Here is a 17,458-nt window from a genome sequence, read left to right as displayed (position 1 = left end):
CATCACACCTGCAGGATCGAGGAAACGAGAAGCTGGGTGTAGGGCTCGCGCGGGTCATCCAGGATCCGGTCCGTCAGACCCTCCTCGATCACCTCCCCGCCCTTCATCACCATCATCCGGTGGGACAGAAGCCGGGCGACCGCCAGATCATGGGTGACGATGACCACCGCGAGGCCCAGGTCTGCAACCAGTTGGCGCAGAAGATCCAGCAGCCGGGCCTGCACCGAGACGTCCAGGCCGCCGGTCGGCTCGTCCATGAAGATCAGACGCGGGCCGGTGACCAGATTGCGGGCGATCTGCAGCCGCTGGCGCATGCCGCCGGAAAAGGCGCGTGGATCGTCATCAATCCGGCTGGCGGGAATTTCCACCCGCTCCAGCCACCGCTCCGCCTCGCTGCGCAGCTTGCCATAGTGCCGGGCGCCGACGGCCATCAGCCGCTCGCCGACGTTTGCACCTGCGGACACATTCATGCGTAGCCCGTCGATCGGGTTCTGATGCACAAAACCCCAGTCGGTGCGCATCAAGAGGCGCTGTTCGGCCTCACTCAGTCGGTAAAGATCGCGGACGGAACCGTCTCTCATACGGTACTCAACCACACCGGAGGTGGGCGTCAGGCGCGTTGCCAGGCAGTTCAGCAGCGTCGTCTTGCCGGAGCCGCTTTCCCCTGCAATCGCAAGCACTTCGCCTGGCCACACGGCAAGCGAGACATCCCGGCAGCCAACGCGGTCACCGTAGAATTTGCTCAAACCAGAAACCCGCAGCAGCGGCAAGTCCGCATCGGCGGCCGGAGCGGCGCCCTTGGCTGTGTCCAGACCCGTTTCAGGAGCAAGGCTCATCGGGCGTTCTCCCATTCTGCAGCGCTCTGATCGTCCGGGCCGGAAGGCCGGTGGCTGGTGCAATAATCCGTGTCGGAACAGACGAACATGCGCCCGCCCCTGTCATCGAGAATGACCTCGTCGAGATAGACGCCGGTCGAGCCGCACAGGGCGCAGGGCTCGGCAAATTCCTGGACGCGGAAGGGATGATCCTCGAAATCCAGGCTCACCACCTCGGTATGGGGCGGAATGGCATAGATCCGCTTTTCACGCCCCGCGCCGAAGAGCTGCAGCGCCTCGCAATCGTTCATCTTCGGATTGTCGAACTTGGGGATCGGCGAGGGGTCCATCACATAGCGCCCGGCCACATGCACCGGATAGGCATAGGTGGTGGCGATATGGCCGTGCCGGGCGATGTCCTCGTAAAGCTTAACATGCATGAGGCCGTATTCGGTCAGAGCATGCATCTTGCGGGTTTCCGTCTCGCGCGGCTCCAGAAACCGCAGGGGCTCGGGGATCGGCACCTGATAGACGAGGATCTGTCCGGCGGTCAGCGGCTCTTCCGGGATGCGGTGGCGGGTCTGGATCACCGTTGCCTCCGCCGTCGCCGTGGTGGTGCGGACCCGGGCGGTCTTTTCAAAAAAGCCCCGGATTGCAACGGCATTGGTGGTGTCGTCGGCGCCCTGGTCGATCACCTTGAGCACATCGTCCGGCCCCAGCACCGCTGCCGTCACCTGCACACCGCCCGTGCCCCAGCCATAGGGCATGGGCATTTCGCGGCTGGCGAAAGGCACCTGGTAGCCGGGGATCGCAACGGCCTTCAAAATGGCCCGGCGGATCATCCGTTTGGTCTGCTCGTCGAGATAAGCGAAATTATAGGCTGCGGAGATCATTCTGCGGCCTCCTGCTGCTTGGCTTTACTCTCGTCCTGACCGGCAGAGTCACGCACGGCTGCCTCATGTTTGGCGCGCATCCGGCGCACCAGCTCCAGCTCCGCCTGGAAATCGACATAGTGAGGCAGCTTCAGATGCTCCACGAAGCCGGTCGCCTGCACATTGTCCGAATGGGAGAGGACAAATTCCTCGTCCTGGGCCGGGGCGGTCTTTTCCTCGCCCAGCTCCCGCCAGCGCAGCGCCCGGTCGACCAGGGCCATGCTCATGGCCTTGCGTTCCGCGTGGCCGAAGACCAGGCCATAACCCCTTGTGAACTGGGGTGGCACCTTGGCCGAGCCCTTGAACTGGTTGATCATCTGGCATTCGGTGACCTCGATCCGGCCAATGGACACCGTGAAGCCCAGCTCCGGGATCTCGACCATCACTTCCACTTCGCCCAGCCGGATTTCGCCGGCAAAGGGATGGCTGCGCGCATAACCGCGCTGGGTGGAATAGCCGAGCGACAGCAGGAAGCCCTCATCGCCCCGCGCCAGAGCCTGCAGCCGCAACGCGCGGTCCGCCGGGAAGGACAGGGGCTCGCGGGTCAGATCGCCGGTCTCAGCCTCTTCGCCGGCGTCTGCATCGGCTTCGATCAGGCCTTCCTGACCGAGAAGATCGGTGACGCGCGGCATCACCCCGTCTCCGGCCTCCGCCAGCTCGGGAGCCGGGATCTCGGCATCGCCTGCGAGCTCAGGATCGAGCAGACGGTGGGTGTAGTCGAAGGTCGGGCCGAGCAGCTGGCCGCCCGGAAGATCCTTGAAGGTGGCGGAAATCCGCCGTTCCACCAGCATGTTCGAGGTGTCCAGCGGTTCGGAAAAGCCGAACCGGGGCGCGGTCGTGCGGAAGGCGCGCAGCAGGAAGATCGCCTCGATCATGTCGCCCCGGGCCTGCTTGATCGCAAGCGCGGCAAGCTCAGGATCGTAAAGCGAGCCTTCGGCCATCACCCGGTCCACGGCCAGCGCCAGCTGATTGACGATCTGGTCCAGGCTGATAGAGGGCACCGACCGGTCGCCCCGGCGCTTGTCCGCCACCAGCCGGTGCGCGTTCCGGATGGCCGTTTCTCCGCCTTTGACGGCAACATACATGGTTCAGGCCCCTTGCAGCTGGATCTTGGTGGACCGGGGCACCCCGGCGATGGCCGAAGCGCTGACGAAGAGAAAATCCACCCCGCGCGGGTATTGCCCGTTGTTGCGGGCCACCTCGTGCCAGAACGGCTCCGCCAGGCCCTTGGGCGCAAAGGGCCGCTCCTGCGCCAGCCCAGGGCCGGACAGAAGCACCTGCGTCTCCCCGCCCTCCAGGCTTTCCACCTGCAGGATCAGCGTTGTGGAGCGGTCGGGATACTCCGCCGTGCCCTGCGGAAACTGGCTGAGCGCCGGCAGGGCCTTGAGACTGGTACAGACGGCAAAGACCGCCCTGGAGGCATCGCGGGTCACTTCCGCGCCGGTGTGAAACCGGAGCCAGGCGGCCGCCGCGCTGTCTTCGTCTGCGAGAGGAGCCAGAAAGACCGGCGTGTCTGTATCCGCCAAAGTGCAGAGAAGATCGCCCGTCACGCCAAGGAACGGCTCCGGAGGGCGGGTTTCAGCGGGCTTTGAAATGACATTGCCCGGACGGGCAAAGGCGTCGAGCACCGCGCGGAAGGCCGCCTGCGCCGCGAACACCGGCTCCGCAAAGCCGCCGCTGTAGGAAAGGCTGCTCATTCGTCGTCTCCGCGGACCATGGTGAAGAAATTGACCTGGGTGGCGGCGGTCTGCGCCCGGACGGTGCGGTCCGCAGCGGCAAGGCGCTCTGCCAGCGGGAGCAGCAGATCCTGCTCGATCCGGCCCCTGTCGCCATCACGCTGCCACAGCCCGTCGAAAATCGCGGCAAGGCGCGCTTTTTCCGTGTCGCGGCCCAAAATGCAGGAAAAGCCGACTTCGCCGGTGCCGAGGCGCACCGTGGCGCGGGTCACACTGGCTTCGCCCAGATTGAACGGCGCGCCGCTGCCGCCGGTCCGGCCCCGGATCATGATCATGCCGGTCTCCGGCCCGCGCAGCAGCTCTGTCGCCGGCTTGCTGTCCCATCCGTCCCAGGCGGCACGCAACTTCTCCAGGCTGGAGCGCGCAAGCACTGCCATTGCTTCCTGCCGCGTCATGGCTGTTTCCCTGTTCATACCCACGCCTAATTTATCTACTAATCTAGACAACTAGATTTCAGGACTCTAGGATTAGCGCCGGTAAGTGACGGAGACATGACAGCCGATGGCCCTTTTGGACGAACAACCTGGCGGGAACCTGGAAATGGAACGGACGGCGGGGGTCGCCCTGTGGCGGCAGATTGCCGAGCGCCTGAGGACCGACATCCGCAACGGCACGTGGAAAGAGGGCGGAAAACTGCCCACGGAGCAGGTGCTGTCGGCCCGTTTCGGCGTCAACCGGCACACCATCCGGCGCGCGATTTCGGAGCTTTCGGCGCAAGGGCTTTTGTCTTCACGCCAGGGCCGCGGCACCTTTGTCGAAAACGCGCCCTCTCCCCTCACCTATCCGATTGGCCCGAGGACCCGGTTTTCCGAGATCATCAGCCGCCAGTCGCGCGAGCCGGGCGGACGGCTGATCGGCAGCGGACGGGAAGCGGCCCAGCCCTGGCTGGTGGAGAAGCTGCGGCTGTCTCTGGGGCAGGAAGCGGTTCACAGACTGGAGGTCCTCCATGTGGCCGACGGCATCGCCGTGTCCCTCAGCACGAACTGGTTCCCGGCGCACCGGTTCCCGGACCTCGTCTCCCGCTACGCGGAGACCGGCTCCATCACCAAGGCGCTTGCCGCCCATGGCGTTGCCGATTACATCCGCAAGAAGACGGAGATCTCTGCCCGGCTGGCGGAACCGGAGGAAAGCCGTTGGCTGCAGCTTGCCGAAGGGGCGCCTGTTCTGGTGACGGACCTTGTCAACGTCGACGAGGCAGGCACCCCGGTCCAGGTCTCCCGCACCCGCTTCGCCGCCGACCGCATCCAGCTGACGGTGGAGAACTGAGGGGTGCAAATTGGGGTTCGGGCGCGGATCTCCACGTGGTCCTGGCGTGCCGCCCCAATGATGGACGCGGGGAGATGGCGTTGCCTGGTGGCCCAGCCCCCTCCTCCCGGCGTCACGCCTGCGGCTTTTCCCTTGGGATATGGAGGCCGGAGGAAGAGGTGGAGAGCGTTCCGTCGCGAACCACGACCTGCCCGCGCACCATGGTCAGGACAGGCCAGCCGGTGACCTCAAAGCCCTCATAGGGCGTATAGTCCGAGCCGTGATGCAGGATGTCCTGGGACAGGGTTATCTGCCGCTCCGGATCCCACAGGACGATATCCGCATCCGCTCCAATCGCAATGGTGCCCTTGCGCGGATAGAGGCCGTAAAGCCGGGCGTGGTTGGTCGCGGTCAGCGCCACGAAGCGCTGCGGGGAAATCCGGCCCTTCACGACGCCTTCGGAAAAGAGGATCGGCAGGCGGGTTTCGACGCCCGGAATGCCGTTCGGAATCCAGCGGAAGCTCTTTTCGCCCATTGGATGCTTCTTGCCCGCCGTGTCGTCATAGCGGAAGGGGCAGTGATCGGAGGAATAGACATTGAAGATGCCCTGCTCGATCCCTTCCCAGCAGGCCGCCTGGCTGGCCGTGTCGCGGGGCGGCGGCGAGCAGACATTCTTGGCGCCCTGGGGACTATCCAGATCCTCAGCCGTCAGCACCAGATATTGCGGGCAGGTTTCGCCGTAGATTTTCAGCCCCCGCGCCCGCGCCCTGGCGATTTCCTCCATGGCCTCCCGGTTGGAGACATGGACGATCACCAGCGGCACACCGGCGATTTCCGCGAGCGAAATGGCCCGGTGGGTCGCCTCCCGCTCCACGGGAATGGGCCGGGTGAGCGCGTGGAATTTCGGGGCCGTGTCGCCCGCAAGTTCGGCCTGATCGCGCAGGAAATTGATGGCGTCGTCGTTTTCCGCATGGATCATGGCCCGCGCGCCGGAGAGCTTTGCCGCCGTCATGGTCTCCAGGATCTGGCGGTCGGTCAGCTTCAGCCCCTCATAGGTCATGAACATCTTGAAGGAGGTGTAGCCCTCCTCCGCCAGAGCCGGCAGTTCCTGTCCGAGCACCTGGGGTGTCGGGTCGGAGACGATCAGGTGAAAGCTGACATCCACATGGCACTGGCCCTCGGCCAGACCGTGATACCAGCTCAAGGCGTCGCGCAGGCTCTGGCCCTGCTCCTGAAAGCAGAAGGGCATGACCGTGGTGTTGCCGCCAAAGGCCGCCGAGCGGGTCGCGCTGTCAAAGTCATCGGCCATGACCACGCCCTCGCCGGAGGGCTGGGAGATATGGACATGGCTGTCGATGCCGCCGGGCATGACCAGACGGCCACTGGCATCGATGACTTCGGCGGCGCCGGTCAGCGTGTCGGCAATGGCCACGATCCGGCCGCCCCGGATGCCGATGTCGGCCTTGAACGTGTCGGAAGCGGTGACGACCGTTCCGCCGGAAATGATGGTATCGAAGGAAGGGGTCATGAGCGGATGTCTCCGGGCTGCGGGAAAGACTGTGGGGACGGCTGAAGCGGGTGCTGGCGAAGCCAGTGGCAGGCAATGGCTTCGCGGGTCGCGAACCAGGCACCGCCCCGGGCGGCCACATGGTCCAGAAAGCTGGCAAGGCCGCCGATGCGGGCAGGCCGACCGATGATGCGCATGTGCAGGCCGATGCTCATCATCTTGGGCGAGGTTGCCCCCTCCTCCCACAGCCAGTCATAGGCCGCGCAGAGATAGCGGGCAAAGTCCGCCCCGTCCCGGAAGCCGTTGGGCAGCTGGAAGCGCATGTCGTTGGTGTCCAGCGCATAGGGTACGATGACATGAGGCCGGGTGCTGTCCGCACCGATCGTCCTCGGCAGATCGTCATCATAGGCGTCGCTGTCATAGAGGAAGCCGCCGTGCCGGATCAGGAGGTCACGGGTCAGGGGGCTTGCGGTGCCACGGGTGTGCCAGCCGACAGGCGGCGTGCCGGAAGCCTCGCCCAATGCCTCGAAGGTGCGGGCGATCCGGCCGCTTTCCTGCTCCGGTGTCAGCGCGCCATGGGCCTCCCAGCGCCAGCCATGGGCCGACACTTCATGGCCACGGCCGACCGCATCCCTGAACAGCCAGGGATAGAAGGCTGCGGTCTCGCCGGTGGCGCTGAGGGTCGCGGGCACCTTATGGCGTTCCAGAACCCGCATGATCCGCCAATAGCCTGCCCGCGGGCCATAGTCGAAGTGGCTCTCCATGGCGATGTCCGGATGGCCGGACGGTTCGGCCAGCATGTCGAAGATCCGGTCATTGACCTCATCCCCCCGGCGGATGGAGAACTCGGAACCCTCCTCCACATTGATCACAAGGGAGATGGCGACCCGCGCCTGACCCGGCCAGTGGGGCTGGGGCGGCTGCGGGCCATAGCCGAGAAAGTCTCTGTTGTAGCTGGTCATGGTCTGTGCGCCGCTTAATCCAGGTCCCGGAACAGCCGGCCCCAGCCCTTGATCTGCCGGGGATCTGCCCCGCAGGTGCGCAAGGAGGCCCAGACCGCGGTCTGGACCGTGTCGTAGATGGCAATGCCCAGCTCCTGCTCCAGCCGCTCGACCAGGGGCCCGCCTGCCAGATTGGTGCAATAGATGACGATGGCGTCGGGCTTGCCTTCGGCGGCGGCCTCCCGGATCATCTGTTCCAGTTGCTCGGGCGTCACTTCGGAGAAGGCGTAATTGACCTTCAGGTCCAGATGGCGTTCCGCCGCGCAGTTGTAGCCGGCGGACGCATAATTGGCGATGATGCGCTCCTGCACTTCCGGCAGATAAGGCGTGACCAGACCGTAACGCCTGACGCCGGTGCGGGCGAAGATCTCGTTGACGGCCAGAACGGAAGAACAGGCAGGCACCCCTGTTCTCTCGGTTATGGCCGCGCACAGGGCCTCGTCCCGGTCGAAGCCGAGCCAGCCGGCGGAGGTGCCGTTCCAGCAGATGCTGCCCACGCGGGCGTCGGCCAGAAGCTCGGCGGCTGCCAGCATCGGCTCCAGATCGAACTGGCCGAGAGCCTGATCGCCGAGGGAGATTTCCGTGACGCGGAACCGGCCAAAATGGGCCGAGACAGTGTCCGTGTCCGCCAGCATGGCGGCGGTGACGGGTTCCAGGATGGTGTTGGAGGACGGGGTCAGCATGCCAAGGAGATGGCGCTTGGGAAGGGGCATTCTGCAGGTTCCGGTCTTTATGGTCTTTGGGCGGGCGGGCTGTGCCGCTCTTTCTCCTTTCCTGTCGCAACCCCCATGCCAAAGCCCGCGCGGCTCACGCTTTTTCTGCCAAGTCCTTCAAACCTTTGGATCTTGTTCCGCCGAGTATGTCCATTCCGGCCGGGGGATGGCATATTCTGTTTATCCCATATTGTATTCTGTATACATTTTAATCCTAGTTGATTGTCTTATAGGCATTTTCTATCTTCTGAAAATGAGATCACACGATCAGGAAGGGCGCTTCGGTGCGGCTTGAGAAAATAAAAAACACAACCACAAAGACGCATGCGATCCGCCGCCGGTCCCTTCCGGAAGAGATCGCCGAGCACCTGCGCACGCTCATCATCGAGGGCACGCTGAAGGACGGCGACCGGATCGTGGAGACGGAGCTTTGCGAGGCGCTGTCCGTCTCCAGAACGCCGATGCGCGAGGCGATCAAGGCGCTCACCCACGAAGGCCTGATCGAGCATCTGCCGAACCGGGGCGCGCGCGTCGCCAGTCTTACGCCGGGCGAAATGCATCAGCTGTTCCAGGTCATCTCCGCACTGGAACAATTGGCCGTCGAGCTAGTGATCGCCGTTTCAAAGCCGATAGATATCAAACGCTTGCGGGCCATGCACGATCGCATGGCGGGCCATCACAAGGCCGGAGAGCGCAAGGAATATTTCGCGCTCAACCACCAGATTCACCTGAAGATCGTGGCAATGTCCGGCAACCCGATCCTGATCGAGACCCACGGAAACCTGATGATCCGCGCCCGCCATTACCGCTATTGGGCGCTGGCCGACGAAGACCGCTGGCACGAGGCGATGGCCGAACATGACGCCATCATGGAGGCCATGGAAGCGGGCGATACAGAGCGTGCAGGAAGCCTCCTGAAGGCCCATGTGAGACGCACGGGTGATGTCGCGGGAAGCGCTGTTCAGGGGTTTGCGGCCGGGGGCTGAGCGCGCGCCTTCCCCAGCGCTGGTCCGGCGGGTGGCATGCTGGTTGCAAAGTGCTTCCCGTCACCTAACTGGGGAGTTCCAAGTGCGTCAAATCTTAGCAGCCCTCACAATCGCCGCCGGCCTGGCTCAACCGGCTCTTGCAGAAACCATCGAACTCAAGGTTCTCGGCCAGCCCGGTTCCACCGGCCTGATCCAGAAGAACAAGGAAGTTCCCTTCTTCGAGAACCTGGCCAAGGAAACCGGCCTCGACATCTCCGTCAATTTCCAGCCACTGGACGTGACGGGCATCAAGGACACGGAAGAACTGCGCATCCTCAAGGGCGGCCTGTTCAACGTGGTCTCCCTGCGCCTGTCCCAGGTCAGCCGCGATGACCCGAGCATTCTCGGCCTCGATCTTGTCGGCCTGAACCCGACCTATGCGGATGGCAAGAAGACGGTCGAGGAATATCTTCCCATCGTCGACAAGGCCCTGCAGGAGAAGTTCAACACCAAGCTTCTGGGTGTCTGGCCCTTCGGCCCGCAGGTTCTGTTCTGCAAGCCCGAGATCAAGGGTCTCAAGGACCTGAAGGGCTACAAGGTCCGCGTCTATGACCAGAACCTGGCGAAGTTCATCGAGTCCGTCGGCGGCATTCCGGTTCCGCTCGGCTTTGCTGAAGTGCAGCAGTCGCTTTCCCGCGGCGTCGTGGATTGCGCCGTGACCGGTCCGAGCTCGGCCAACTCCGCCGCCTGGCCGGAAGTCACCACCCACGTTCTGCCGCTCGCCTTCCAGATCGCCGTCAACGGCTATGGCATCAACCTGGACACCTGGAACAAGTTCTCTCCGGAAGAGCAGGCCAAGCTGGAAACGGCCTTCAAGGGCCTGGTCGATGACATCTGGGTCTATTCGGAAGAGCTGTTCGACGATGCCATGCGCTGCAATGTCGGCAAGACCCCGTGCGAGCTGAACAAGCCGTACAACCTCACCGAAGTGCCGATTTCCGAGGAAGATCTGGCTCTGGTCCAGAATGCGGTGAAGGAACTCTCCTTCCCGGCCTGGGCAGAAGTCTGCGACGCCACCCGTCCGACCTGCTCGGCTGACTGGAAGGCAACCGTCGGCAAGCGCCTCGGCATGTAAGCCATCCCGCCCTGATGCGCCGGATCTCAGTTCAGGGGCCCCTGCCCCGGGGTCCGGCGCATGAACGTCTTTCCTGCCGCGCGTGCCGTGCGGCGCATCCTGGAACCGGGCCATGCATCGTTTCACCATCGCGGTCAGCTGGATTTTCGGAATCCTGCTTCTGGGGCTGTCCCTGTTCGTCTCCCTCGAGACGGTCAGCCGGAAGCTCTTCAACCATTCCTTCCAGGGAGCCGACGAGCTGGGGGGCTATGTCCTCGCCATTTGCGGGTCCCTCGCCTTCACGGTTGCCCTGATCGAACGCGGGCATGTGCGCATCGACTTCCTGCACGACCGGCTCGGCCCGCGCCTGCAAGCGGTGATGAACCTCATTTCCCTGCTGTTTCTCACCGGCGTCGGCCTGTTCTTCATCCGCTATTGCTACACGGTGATCAAGGACACGCTGGACTATGGCAGCACCGCCGCGACGCCCTGGGCAACGCCCCTGATCTATCCGCAATCGCTTTGGTACGGGGCGCTGGCCGTCTTCTTCCTCGCCTGCGTCCTGTTGCTGGGATGCGGCCTCCGCGACCTTCTGCGCGGCGACATTGCCGCCATCAACCGGAACTTCGGCCCGAAAGGCGCCATGGAAGAGCTCCGCGACGAACTCGACGATCTGGAGCAGAGGTAATCTGGCATGTCTGTAACCGCGATTTTCCTGGCCTTCTTCCTCATGCTGGCCATCATGCTGGCAGGCGTTCCGATTGCCGCCGTTATGGCCCTGACCGGCATCGTCGCCGGTGTTCTGGCCTTCGGCTGGCCGCTGGTGGAATCCATGGGGGCCGTTGTCTGGGGCGTTCAGAACGAGAACCTCCTGACCGCCATCCCGCTGTTCATTCTCCTTGGCGAACTTCTGCTGCGCAGCGGCATCGCCGATCAGATGTACGGGGCGCTGTCGCTCTGGTTCGGCCGTCTTCCGGGCGGCCTGCTGCACACCAACATCGGCTGCTGCGCCCTGTTTTCCGCCACTTCCGGCTCGTCCGTCGCAACCGCGGCCACCATCGGCACCGTGGCCATGCCCACCCTCGACAAGCGCGGCTATGCCAGTGACAAGTCGCTGGGCAGCCTGGCGGCAGGCGGCACGCTCGGCATCCTCATTCCGCCAAGCGTCAACCTGCTCGTCTATGGCTCCATGGCGGAGCAGTCCATTGGCCAGCTCTTCGTCGCCGGCATCGTGCCGGGCGTGCTCCTGACCCTCTGCTTCATGGGCTACATTGCCTTCGCCAACCGGGGCGAACACGGCATGACCGAAGTCTCCGCGCCGCTTGCCGTCAAGTTGCGGGCGCTGAAGGCCCTGTTCCCGCCGGTGGTGATCTTTTTCATCGTCATGGGCTCGATCTATCTGGGCATTGCCACGCCCACGGAATCCGCCGCGCTCGGCGTTGTGGCCGCGATGATCTTCGTTGCCCTGCATGGCAAGTTCACCAAGGACTTCCTCAACCGCTGCTTCATCCAGACCGCCAAGACTACGGGCATGGTGCTCCTGATCGTCACCAGCGCCTTCGTGCTCAACGTCACCTTGTCCCTGACCGGCGCGGCTCAGGCCATGACCACCTGGATTGCCTCCCTGGGCCTGTCGGCCACCGGCCTGCTCTTGGTGCTGATCCTGTTCTATCTGGTGCTCGGCATGTTCATGGATGTCCTGTCCATGCAGGTCCTGACCATTCCCATCGCCGTGCCGGTGATCGTGGCCGCAGGCATCGATCCGGTCTGGTTCGGCATCTTTGTCGTGCTGATGTGCGAATTGGGCCTGATCACTCCGCCCGTCGGCATGAACCTTTACGTGGTCCATGGCGTGCGGCTCGACGGCGGCCCCTTCATGGATGCGGTGCGCGGCGCCCTGCCCTATGCGGTGATCATGCTGGTCTTCACCCTGCTCCTGATCGCCTTCCCGCAGATCGTGCTGTTCCTGCCGCAGAGCATGTTCCAATGACGGAGGTCTGGCGCCTGCCCCTGACCGGGCTTTCCGCAGCGCTGCAAGCCGGAGAGGTCACGGCGGTGAGCCTGCTGGAGGCCTTCACCGCCCGGATCCGCAAGCTGGACCCGCAGCTCAACGCGCTTGTCACCCCCAATCCGGAGGCGGAGGCCCAGGCACAGGCCTCCGACCGCCGCCGGGCGGAGGGACGCCCGCTTGGCCCGCTCGACGGCATTCCCCTGGCGGTCAAGGACAACATCCTCACCGCAGGCATCCGCACCACCTGGGGCAGCCCCAGCTATGCGGATTATGTGCCGGATGCGGATGAAATCGCGGTCGCCCGGCTGAAGGCTGCCGGCATGGTCATTCTGGGCAAGACCAATGTGCCCGAGTTCACCCTGGAAGGCTTCACCGACAATCCGCTCTTCGGCCCCACCCGCAACCCGTTCGATCCGGCCCTGACCCCCGGCGGCTCCAGCGGCGGCTCTGTCGCGGGGGTGGCGGCCGGGCTCTTTCCCGCCGCCCTTGGCACCGATGGCGGCGGCTCGATCCGCCGGCCCGCCGGATACACCGGCCTGATCGGCCTGAAACCCAGCATCGGGCGGGTGCCGCGCGTAGAGTGCCTGCCCCAGATCCTCCTGGATCTGGAGGTGATCGGACCCCTCACCCGCACGGTGGAAGATGCGGCCCTGATCTTCCAGACCATGGCAGGTCCGCATACGCTGGATCCAAGGTCCTGGCACAGGCAAGAAGAGGAGGCCGGGGCAAGCCTCGATCAGGCGCCCGGCCCGCTGAAGATCCTCTATGTGGAGCACTTTGGTGATGCCCCGCTGGACCCCACCATTGCCGCCTCCTGCCGCGCCTTCGCGGATCAGCTGAAGGAGCTGGGCCACACGGTTACGGAGGGCCCCTTGCCGCTGGATATTTCTCCGCTGACCGCAGGCTGGCCGCTGATTGGCAAGAGCGGGCTGGCGTTTCTGGAACAGACGATCGGGAACGATTTCCAGAAGGCCTCCGCCAAATACCGGGACATGGCAGCGGAAGGCCGCGCCACCGGCTGCGGCGGCTTCTTCGCGCTGATGGATGCCATTGCCGGTCTCAGACGCAAGGCGGCCGGGGTCTTTTGCGAGGTGGATGCCATCCTCACGCCGTCTGCCGCCGCCATGCCCTGGGCCATCAGCATAGACTATCCGCCGGAGATTGATGGTCAGCCGGTGGGGCCGCGCGGCCATGCGGTCTATACGGGCTGGGTCAATGCCATCGGCCACCCGGCCATCACCTTGCCCGCTGAGCCCTCCAGGACAGGGATGCCAATCGGTATCCAGCTCATCGGCGGCTTCAACCGCGACTGGCGGCTTCTGCGTCTGGCGCGGCAGATCGAGACGGCTTTTCCCTTTCCGCACACATGGCCCGCATTGGCTGAAGAGGGGTGAGCAACTTCGCGTATCAGCGGCAGGTCCAGGACGTCATCCCGATTGGGAATGCTGCCGGGGTGAAGGCAGGCCCGCTGAGGCGCCGTCATGTCCCAGGGCGCGTCAAAGCAGCTATCGATTTTTAGCGGCGCCCGCGTTTCATTTCGCCATGATCTTACGAGCTGATTTGAGGAACTCTGCGATTTTCGTCAGCTTGGCCGTTCCTCTGTGCACAAGGTAGTAAACAGGGACTGCGGGCCCGGACCACTGCGGCAGCACCGGCTGCAGCAAACCACGGCTGATGCTGTCCGCCGCAAGATCGTAACTCAGAAATGCAATACCGGCCCCGCTGATCGCGATTTTCTCCGCAATTGCGGGATCGTCGGCAATCAAAGCAGGAACCCGCTTCAACGAGAAGCGGTCCTGACCGTTCGACAATGACACGTCCAGAATATCCCGGTTCATCCGCGCTCGATGGGCGATGAACCTGGCCGCGTGCAGATCGTCGGGGGAAGACAGCTTCAATGCGCTGCAATAGCCCGGCGCTGCGAAAAGCCCTTGTCTTATCTGACCGATTTTCCGGTAGATCATGTTGCTATCCGCCGGCTCGCCCGTGCGGATCGCGACGTCGATGCTATCGCCAGTCAGGTTGACGTTCCGATGGCTGGTTGCAACATCCACCTTAACCTCAGGGCATCGCTTTCCATAATCGGCGAGGATCTCCGGAAGGAAGGTCAGTGCGAAACTCACCGAGGTTGCAATACGCAAGGTGCCACGGGCAGCCCGGCCAAACGTCAGGAAGCTGTTGATCCCCTGGTCGAGCGTTTCAATGGGCTTTCCGGTGATGTCGAGAAGCTGGGTTCCCGCTTCAGTCAGAGACACGCGGCGCGTCGTTCGCAGCAGCAGGATCGTGCCAAGATCCGTTTCCAGTTCAGAGATATTGCGGCTGACCCTGCTTGCCGGAATACCAAGCCGGGCCGCCGCAGCCGAAAAGCTTCCGGTGCGGGCAACTTCCAGAAAAATCTTGAGCTTGTTCAGATCCGTCACTGGCAATTACTTAGATTTTCAGAACACTGAAATTCGAAAAATAGTGGTAATCAGCACGGGCGGCAATGGCTATCTCCGGTCCATCATACAAAGGAGAAACCAATGACCACCCGCCGACAAGCGCTGTCTCTCTTAGCCGCATCCGCGATGCTGCCTCTCGCCCCTCGCATCGCCTTCCCAGCCGCCGCATTTTCACAGGTGGCGAATTCGGGGTTCTACCGCTTCATGCTGGGCGATCTGGAAATTACCGCGATTTCAGATGGAACCATGCCGCTGCCGCTTGCAAAGATTTACCAGGATGAAGCCGAAGACAAATTGCAGCAGGAACTCGATGCCAATTTTCTTGGCACGAAACCCCATGTCTCCATCAATGCGTTCCTGATCAATGATGGGAAGCGTCTCGTTCTTGTCGATGCAGGGACAGGCACTTTATTTGGCCCGGTCGCGGGGAAGCTGATCTCCCATCTGGCCAATGCGGGTTATCAACCGCCGCAAATCGACGCCATCGTGCTCACGCATATTCATGCCGATCATAGCGGAGGGCTGACCGTTGACGGCATCCCGCAGTATCCGAACGCAGACATTCATGTTGCCGAAAGCGAATATGATTTCTGGATCAACCGCTCTGCGCGCCCCAAACAGCTTCAGGAACTGGAGGCGGACTTCACCCGCTTAAAGGCCTCGCTTGATCCGTACATCAAAGCGGACCGCATCCGGCTGTTCAAGGAAAACACGCCGCCGCTACCCGGCTTTGACTCGATCCCCAGACCGGGGCACACGCCCGGTCACAGTTCGATCGTGATTTCCTCGAAGGGGCAGAAGCTTGTCATATGGGGCGATATCGTCCACGGAGACTATATCCAGTTCGATGATCCGGACGTCTATGTCACGTTTGACGTTGATGGCCACGAAGCCGTAAAAACCCGCGCCATTGCTTTGGAAGAAGCGGCCGAGCAGAAGTATCTGGTTGCCGGCGCACATATCCCATTTCCGGGAATCGGCCATGTGGTGCGGGATGAAACGATGTATGGCTTCATCCCGTTAAACTACGCGGAGTAACCGGGCGTTTGAACACCGGTTGAAATTCCCGGGTGGCTGAAGCCGCGCGGCGGCACCTGCATCGGGTGCCGCCGGACGATCTGGAAAGGCACGACCAGGCCAGATCTGACCAGATCAGGATTCTGGCAGCTTGGCTGGGTCGAAATCGCACATTTCGGCAGCCTTCGAGAGGCTTTCCTTGAAGCCGGCAGGCGAGAAGCGGCCATAGAGCCAGGTTTCGCCGAGGCTCTCCCGCTCGACCGATATGTCGATCATCTGCCCGGCCTTCGCGACAGCCGCTACCATGTCCTTGACGAAGCCGGAGGTCATCGACAGGCGGTTCGGATTGGACTGGCCAACGGGAGACATTTCTTCTCCCAGCCAGATTTCCTCATCGTCGACCGAGATCAGAACCGTGTCTGTGTCGCTCCAGGGTGCGTCTTCATTGGCCGTGTAGGGCTCGTATTCGTAGCTGAAGTCCGCGTTATAGCCTTTGACATCAAAGCTGAATTGCAGGGAGCCGGAGGTGTCCCGGGCTGACCTGTTGGTGTAGACGAGGCATTTCCCGCCAATTTTTGCTGCTTCCCAGTCCCCGCTGGAGAAAGGCTCCGCCGCCGCAGGCGTGACCGGCAGCAAGGCCAGCATCAAAGCAAGACGTCTCAAAATCATTCCAAATTCCCCCCAACTTCCTCAATTGCCCGGACTACCCAAGTTGCCCGGGCTGCAATCCGTCTTGCGAAGGCCAGCCCTTTGCTGCCCCAAGAAATCCGCACGCGGCAGAAAGTGTGTCCCGAATTGAAGACGGACACGCCCGGCCACCTGACTAGAACCCCGGTCAGGTCATGACAAGAGAGCTATTGATATTATTGAAAAATTTCTGGAACTTCCGCTTTTAGTCTACTGTGAGGCCAGATCAACAAGACAAAATCTCTATTCGTCCGGTTTCTCTTTCAACGCGTTGAGGAGGAGCGTCACGGTTTCTTCTCTCACTCCCCGATCAGTGTTCCTTCCCATTTGCCGTTGCGCACGGCGGTGCGGGTGAGGTCGAGGATGAGATTGCGGATGGCTTCCATGGCGAAGGTCGGCGGGCGGCTGGTGAGTTCGCAGAGATAAAGCGTGCGGGTCAGGACCGGGTCAGTGATCGGGCGCACATGGACATCGCCCCGGGCAATCTGGTCCGCCATGAACAGCTTGTTGCCGATCACGCAGCCAAGGCCCGCCTCCAGCGAACCGGCAATCGCCTGAACAGAGTTCATTTGCAGCTTCGCCCGGCTTTCGATCTTTTTCAGAAGGCTCATGTCATCCAGGATCGCCCGGGCCGAAACCCCCTGGCGCAGAAGAATGAGAGGCAGGTCCAGCACCTCATTGAAGGGGATCGGCTCCAGGCTCCCGCCAATGATCCCGGGCTTGCCCACCAGCACCAGGCGCTCGTCAAGAACGGCCCGCATGCGCAGTTGCGGATCTGCCGGCGGATTATAGACCATCGCAATGTCGACGTCCGAGGCCATGAGGCTCGCCAGCGTCGCCCCGGACAGGCTTTCCGTCAAAGCCAGATCCACATGGGGATAGTCGCTCAGCACCCGGCGGGCCAGGTCGACGCCGATGGCCTTCACCACGGAATAGGCCATCCCCACGGACACGGCACCGGCGATCTTGCCGCCCGCCTGGCGCAGGTCCGCTTCCGCCGCGCTGATCGACTTCAGGATCACCCGGGCGTGGTCGTATAGCCGGTGGCCCGCCGCCGTCGGCTCCATGCCGCGCGGCTTGCGGTCGAACAGGACACACCCAAGTTCCGCTTCCAGATTGGACAGGTGATGGCTCAGCGCCGAGGCGGCCACACGCAGGGTCGCCGCCGCGCTGGACAGGTTACGGTGCTCGAAGATGGCGGCAAAGTAGCGGAGCTGGCGGCTGTCCATGCGTTCTATAAATCAGAATGATATTATCGAAACATTGTAATATCT

At 63.0% G+C, this 17,458-nt stretch carries 18 protein-coding genes; 7 read left to right on the top strand and 11 right to left on the bottom strand.

Translation table 11 applies throughout. The annotated features are described in order from the left end of the window. Positions 1–2: 2 nt before the first annotated feature. From phnK to phnG, 5 genes are read right to left on the bottom strand one after another with little or no spacing between them, the layout of a single operon-like run. On the bottom strand, positions 3–836 hold the full coding sequence (phnK, locus tag IG616_RS18830; protein WP_192149766.1) for a phosphonate C-P lyase system protein PhnK: 834 nt from the start codon (positions 834–836) through the stop codon (positions 3–5). Then, positions 833–1,708, bottom strand: coding sequence for an alpha-D-ribose 1-methylphosphonate 5-phosphate C-P-lyase PhnJ (locus IG616_RS18825; RefSeq protein ID WP_192149764.1), 876 nt, complete (start codon positions 1,706–1,708; stop codon positions 833–835). Before IG616_RS18825 ends, phnK begins: the two co-directional genes overlap by 4 nt. Next, complete coding sequence (locus tag IG616_RS18820) at positions 1,705–2,832, bottom strand: carbon-phosphorus lyase complex subunit (protein ID WP_192149762.1); 1,128 nt, start codon at positions 2,830–2,832, stop codon at positions 1,705–1,707. Before IG616_RS18820 ends, IG616_RS18825 begins: the two co-directional genes overlap by 4 nt. 3 nt (positions 2,833–2,835) lie before the next feature. Further along, a complete protein-coding gene (gene phnH, locus IG616_RS18815) occupies positions 2,836–3,444 on the bottom strand; it encodes a phosphonate C-P lyase system protein PhnH (protein WP_192149760.1) in 609 nt (202 codons plus the stop codon). Beyond that, entirely contained in the window at positions 3,441–3,878 is a 438-nt protein-coding gene (gene phnG / locus IG616_RS18810; protein ID WP_246476315.1) for a phosphonate C-P lyase system protein PhnG, read from the bottom strand. The genes phnH and phnG overlap by 4 nt, the downstream gene beginning before the upstream one ends. A gap of 106 nt (positions 3,879–3,984) precedes the next feature. On the opposite strand from phnG, the gene phnF reads away from it, so the two are divergent. Continuing rightward, the gene (gene phnF / locus IG616_RS18805; protein WP_281393180.1) at positions 3,985–4,749 is read left to right on the top strand and encodes a phosphonate metabolism transcriptional regulator PhnF; all 765 of its coding nucleotides are present in this window, start codon (positions 3,985–3,987) and stop codon (positions 4,747–4,749) included. A gap of 112 nt (positions 4,750–4,861) precedes the next feature. Here the strand turns inward: phnF and hydA are convergent, their stop codons facing one another. The 3 genes from hydA to IG616_RS18790 are packed head-to-tail and all read right to left on the bottom strand — an operon-like array spanning position 4,862 to position 7,949. Beyond that, entirely contained in the window at positions 4,862–6,256 is a 1,395-nt protein-coding gene (hydA, locus tag IG616_RS18800) for a dihydropyrimidinase (RefSeq protein ID WP_192149756.1), read from the bottom strand. Then, positions 6,253–7,197: a polysaccharide deacetylase family protein gene (locus tag IG616_RS18795; protein WP_192149754.1), complete on the bottom strand. Its 945-nt coding sequence runs from the start codon at positions 7,195–7,197 to the stop codon at positions 6,253–6,255. Before IG616_RS18795 ends, hydA begins: the two co-directional genes overlap by 4 nt. 14 nt (positions 7,198–7,211) lie before the next feature. Beyond that, positions 7,212–7,949 (bottom strand): maleate cis-trans isomerase family protein, encoded by a 738-nt coding sequence (locus IG616_RS18790; protein ID WP_192149752.1) that lies wholly within the window; start codon positions 7,947–7,949, stop codon positions 7,212–7,214. 284 nt (positions 7,950–8,233) lie between these two features. On the opposite strand from IG616_RS18790, the gene IG616_RS23390 reads away from it, so the two are divergent. From IG616_RS23390 to IG616_RS18765, 5 genes are all read left to right on the top strand, one after another. After that, the gene (locus IG616_RS23390) at positions 8,234–8,935 is read left to right on the top strand and encodes an FCD domain-containing protein (protein WP_192149750.1); all 702 of its coding nucleotides are present in this window, start codon (positions 8,234–8,236) and stop codon (positions 8,933–8,935) included. Positions 8,936–9,017: 82 nt separating this feature from the next. Then, positions 9,018–10,049 carry a TRAP transporter substrate-binding protein gene (locus IG616_RS18780; protein WP_343072398.1) on the top strand — a complete coding sequence of 344 codons (1,032 nt, stop codon included), beginning with the start codon at positions 9,018–9,020 and terminating at the stop codon, positions 10,047–10,049. Positions 10,050–10,161: 112 nt separating this feature from the next. Then, on the top strand, positions 10,162–10,716 hold the full coding sequence (locus IG616_RS18775) for a TRAP transporter small permease subunit (RefSeq protein WP_192149747.1): 555 nt from the start codon (positions 10,162–10,164) through the stop codon (positions 10,714–10,716). A 6-nt stretch (positions 10,717–10,722) separates the two neighbouring features. Further along, a complete protein-coding gene (locus IG616_RS18770; RefSeq protein ID WP_192149745.1) occupies positions 10,723–12,018 on the top strand; it encodes a TRAP transporter large permease in 1,296 nt (431 codons plus the stop codon). After that, positions 12,015–13,433 (top strand): amidase, encoded by a 1,419-nt coding sequence (locus IG616_RS18765; protein WP_192149743.1) that lies wholly within the window; start codon positions 12,015–12,017, stop codon positions 13,431–13,433. The genes IG616_RS18770 and IG616_RS18765 overlap by 4 nt, the downstream gene beginning before the upstream one ends. A 138-nt stretch (positions 13,434–13,571) precedes the next feature. Here the strand turns inward: IG616_RS18765 and IG616_RS18760 are convergent, their stop codons facing one another. Beyond that, on the bottom strand, positions 13,572–14,459 hold the full coding sequence (locus IG616_RS18760) for a LysR substrate-binding domain-containing protein (protein WP_192149741.1): 888 nt from the start codon (positions 14,457–14,459) through the stop codon (positions 13,572–13,574). A gap of 102 nt (positions 14,460–14,561) precedes the next feature. Between IG616_RS18760 and IG616_RS18755 the strand changes: the two genes are divergently transcribed. Continuing rightward, the gene (locus IG616_RS18755; protein ID WP_192149739.1) at positions 14,562–15,518 is read left to right on the top strand and encodes an MBL fold metallo-hydrolase; all 957 of its coding nucleotides are present in this window, start codon (positions 14,562–14,564) and stop codon (positions 15,516–15,518) included. A gap of 114 nt (positions 15,519–15,632) precedes the next feature. On the opposite strand, the gene IG616_RS18750 is transcribed toward IG616_RS18755, so the two are convergent. Together IG616_RS18750 and IG616_RS18745 are read right to left on the bottom strand one after the other, a co-directional pair. Next, positions 15,633–16,166 (bottom strand): hypothetical protein, encoded by a 534-nt coding sequence (locus tag IG616_RS18750; protein ID WP_192149738.1) that lies wholly within the window; start codon positions 16,164–16,166, stop codon positions 15,633–15,635. Between the two features lie 317 nt (positions 16,167–16,483). Further along, positions 16,484–17,413: a LysR family transcriptional regulator gene (locus tag IG616_RS18745; RefSeq protein ID WP_192149736.1), complete on the bottom strand. Its 930-nt coding sequence runs from the start codon at positions 17,411–17,413 to the stop codon at positions 16,484–16,486. Positions 17,414–17,458: the final 45 nt, after the last annotated feature.

It is taken from the genome of Roseibium litorale (assembly GCF_014842915.1).
GTDB lineage: Bacteria > Pseudomonadota > Alphaproteobacteria > Rhizobiales > Stappiaceae > Roseibium > Roseibium litorale.
Note: the sequence above shows the minus strand (reverse complement) of the source record. Positions and strands in the feature narration are given on the sequence as shown.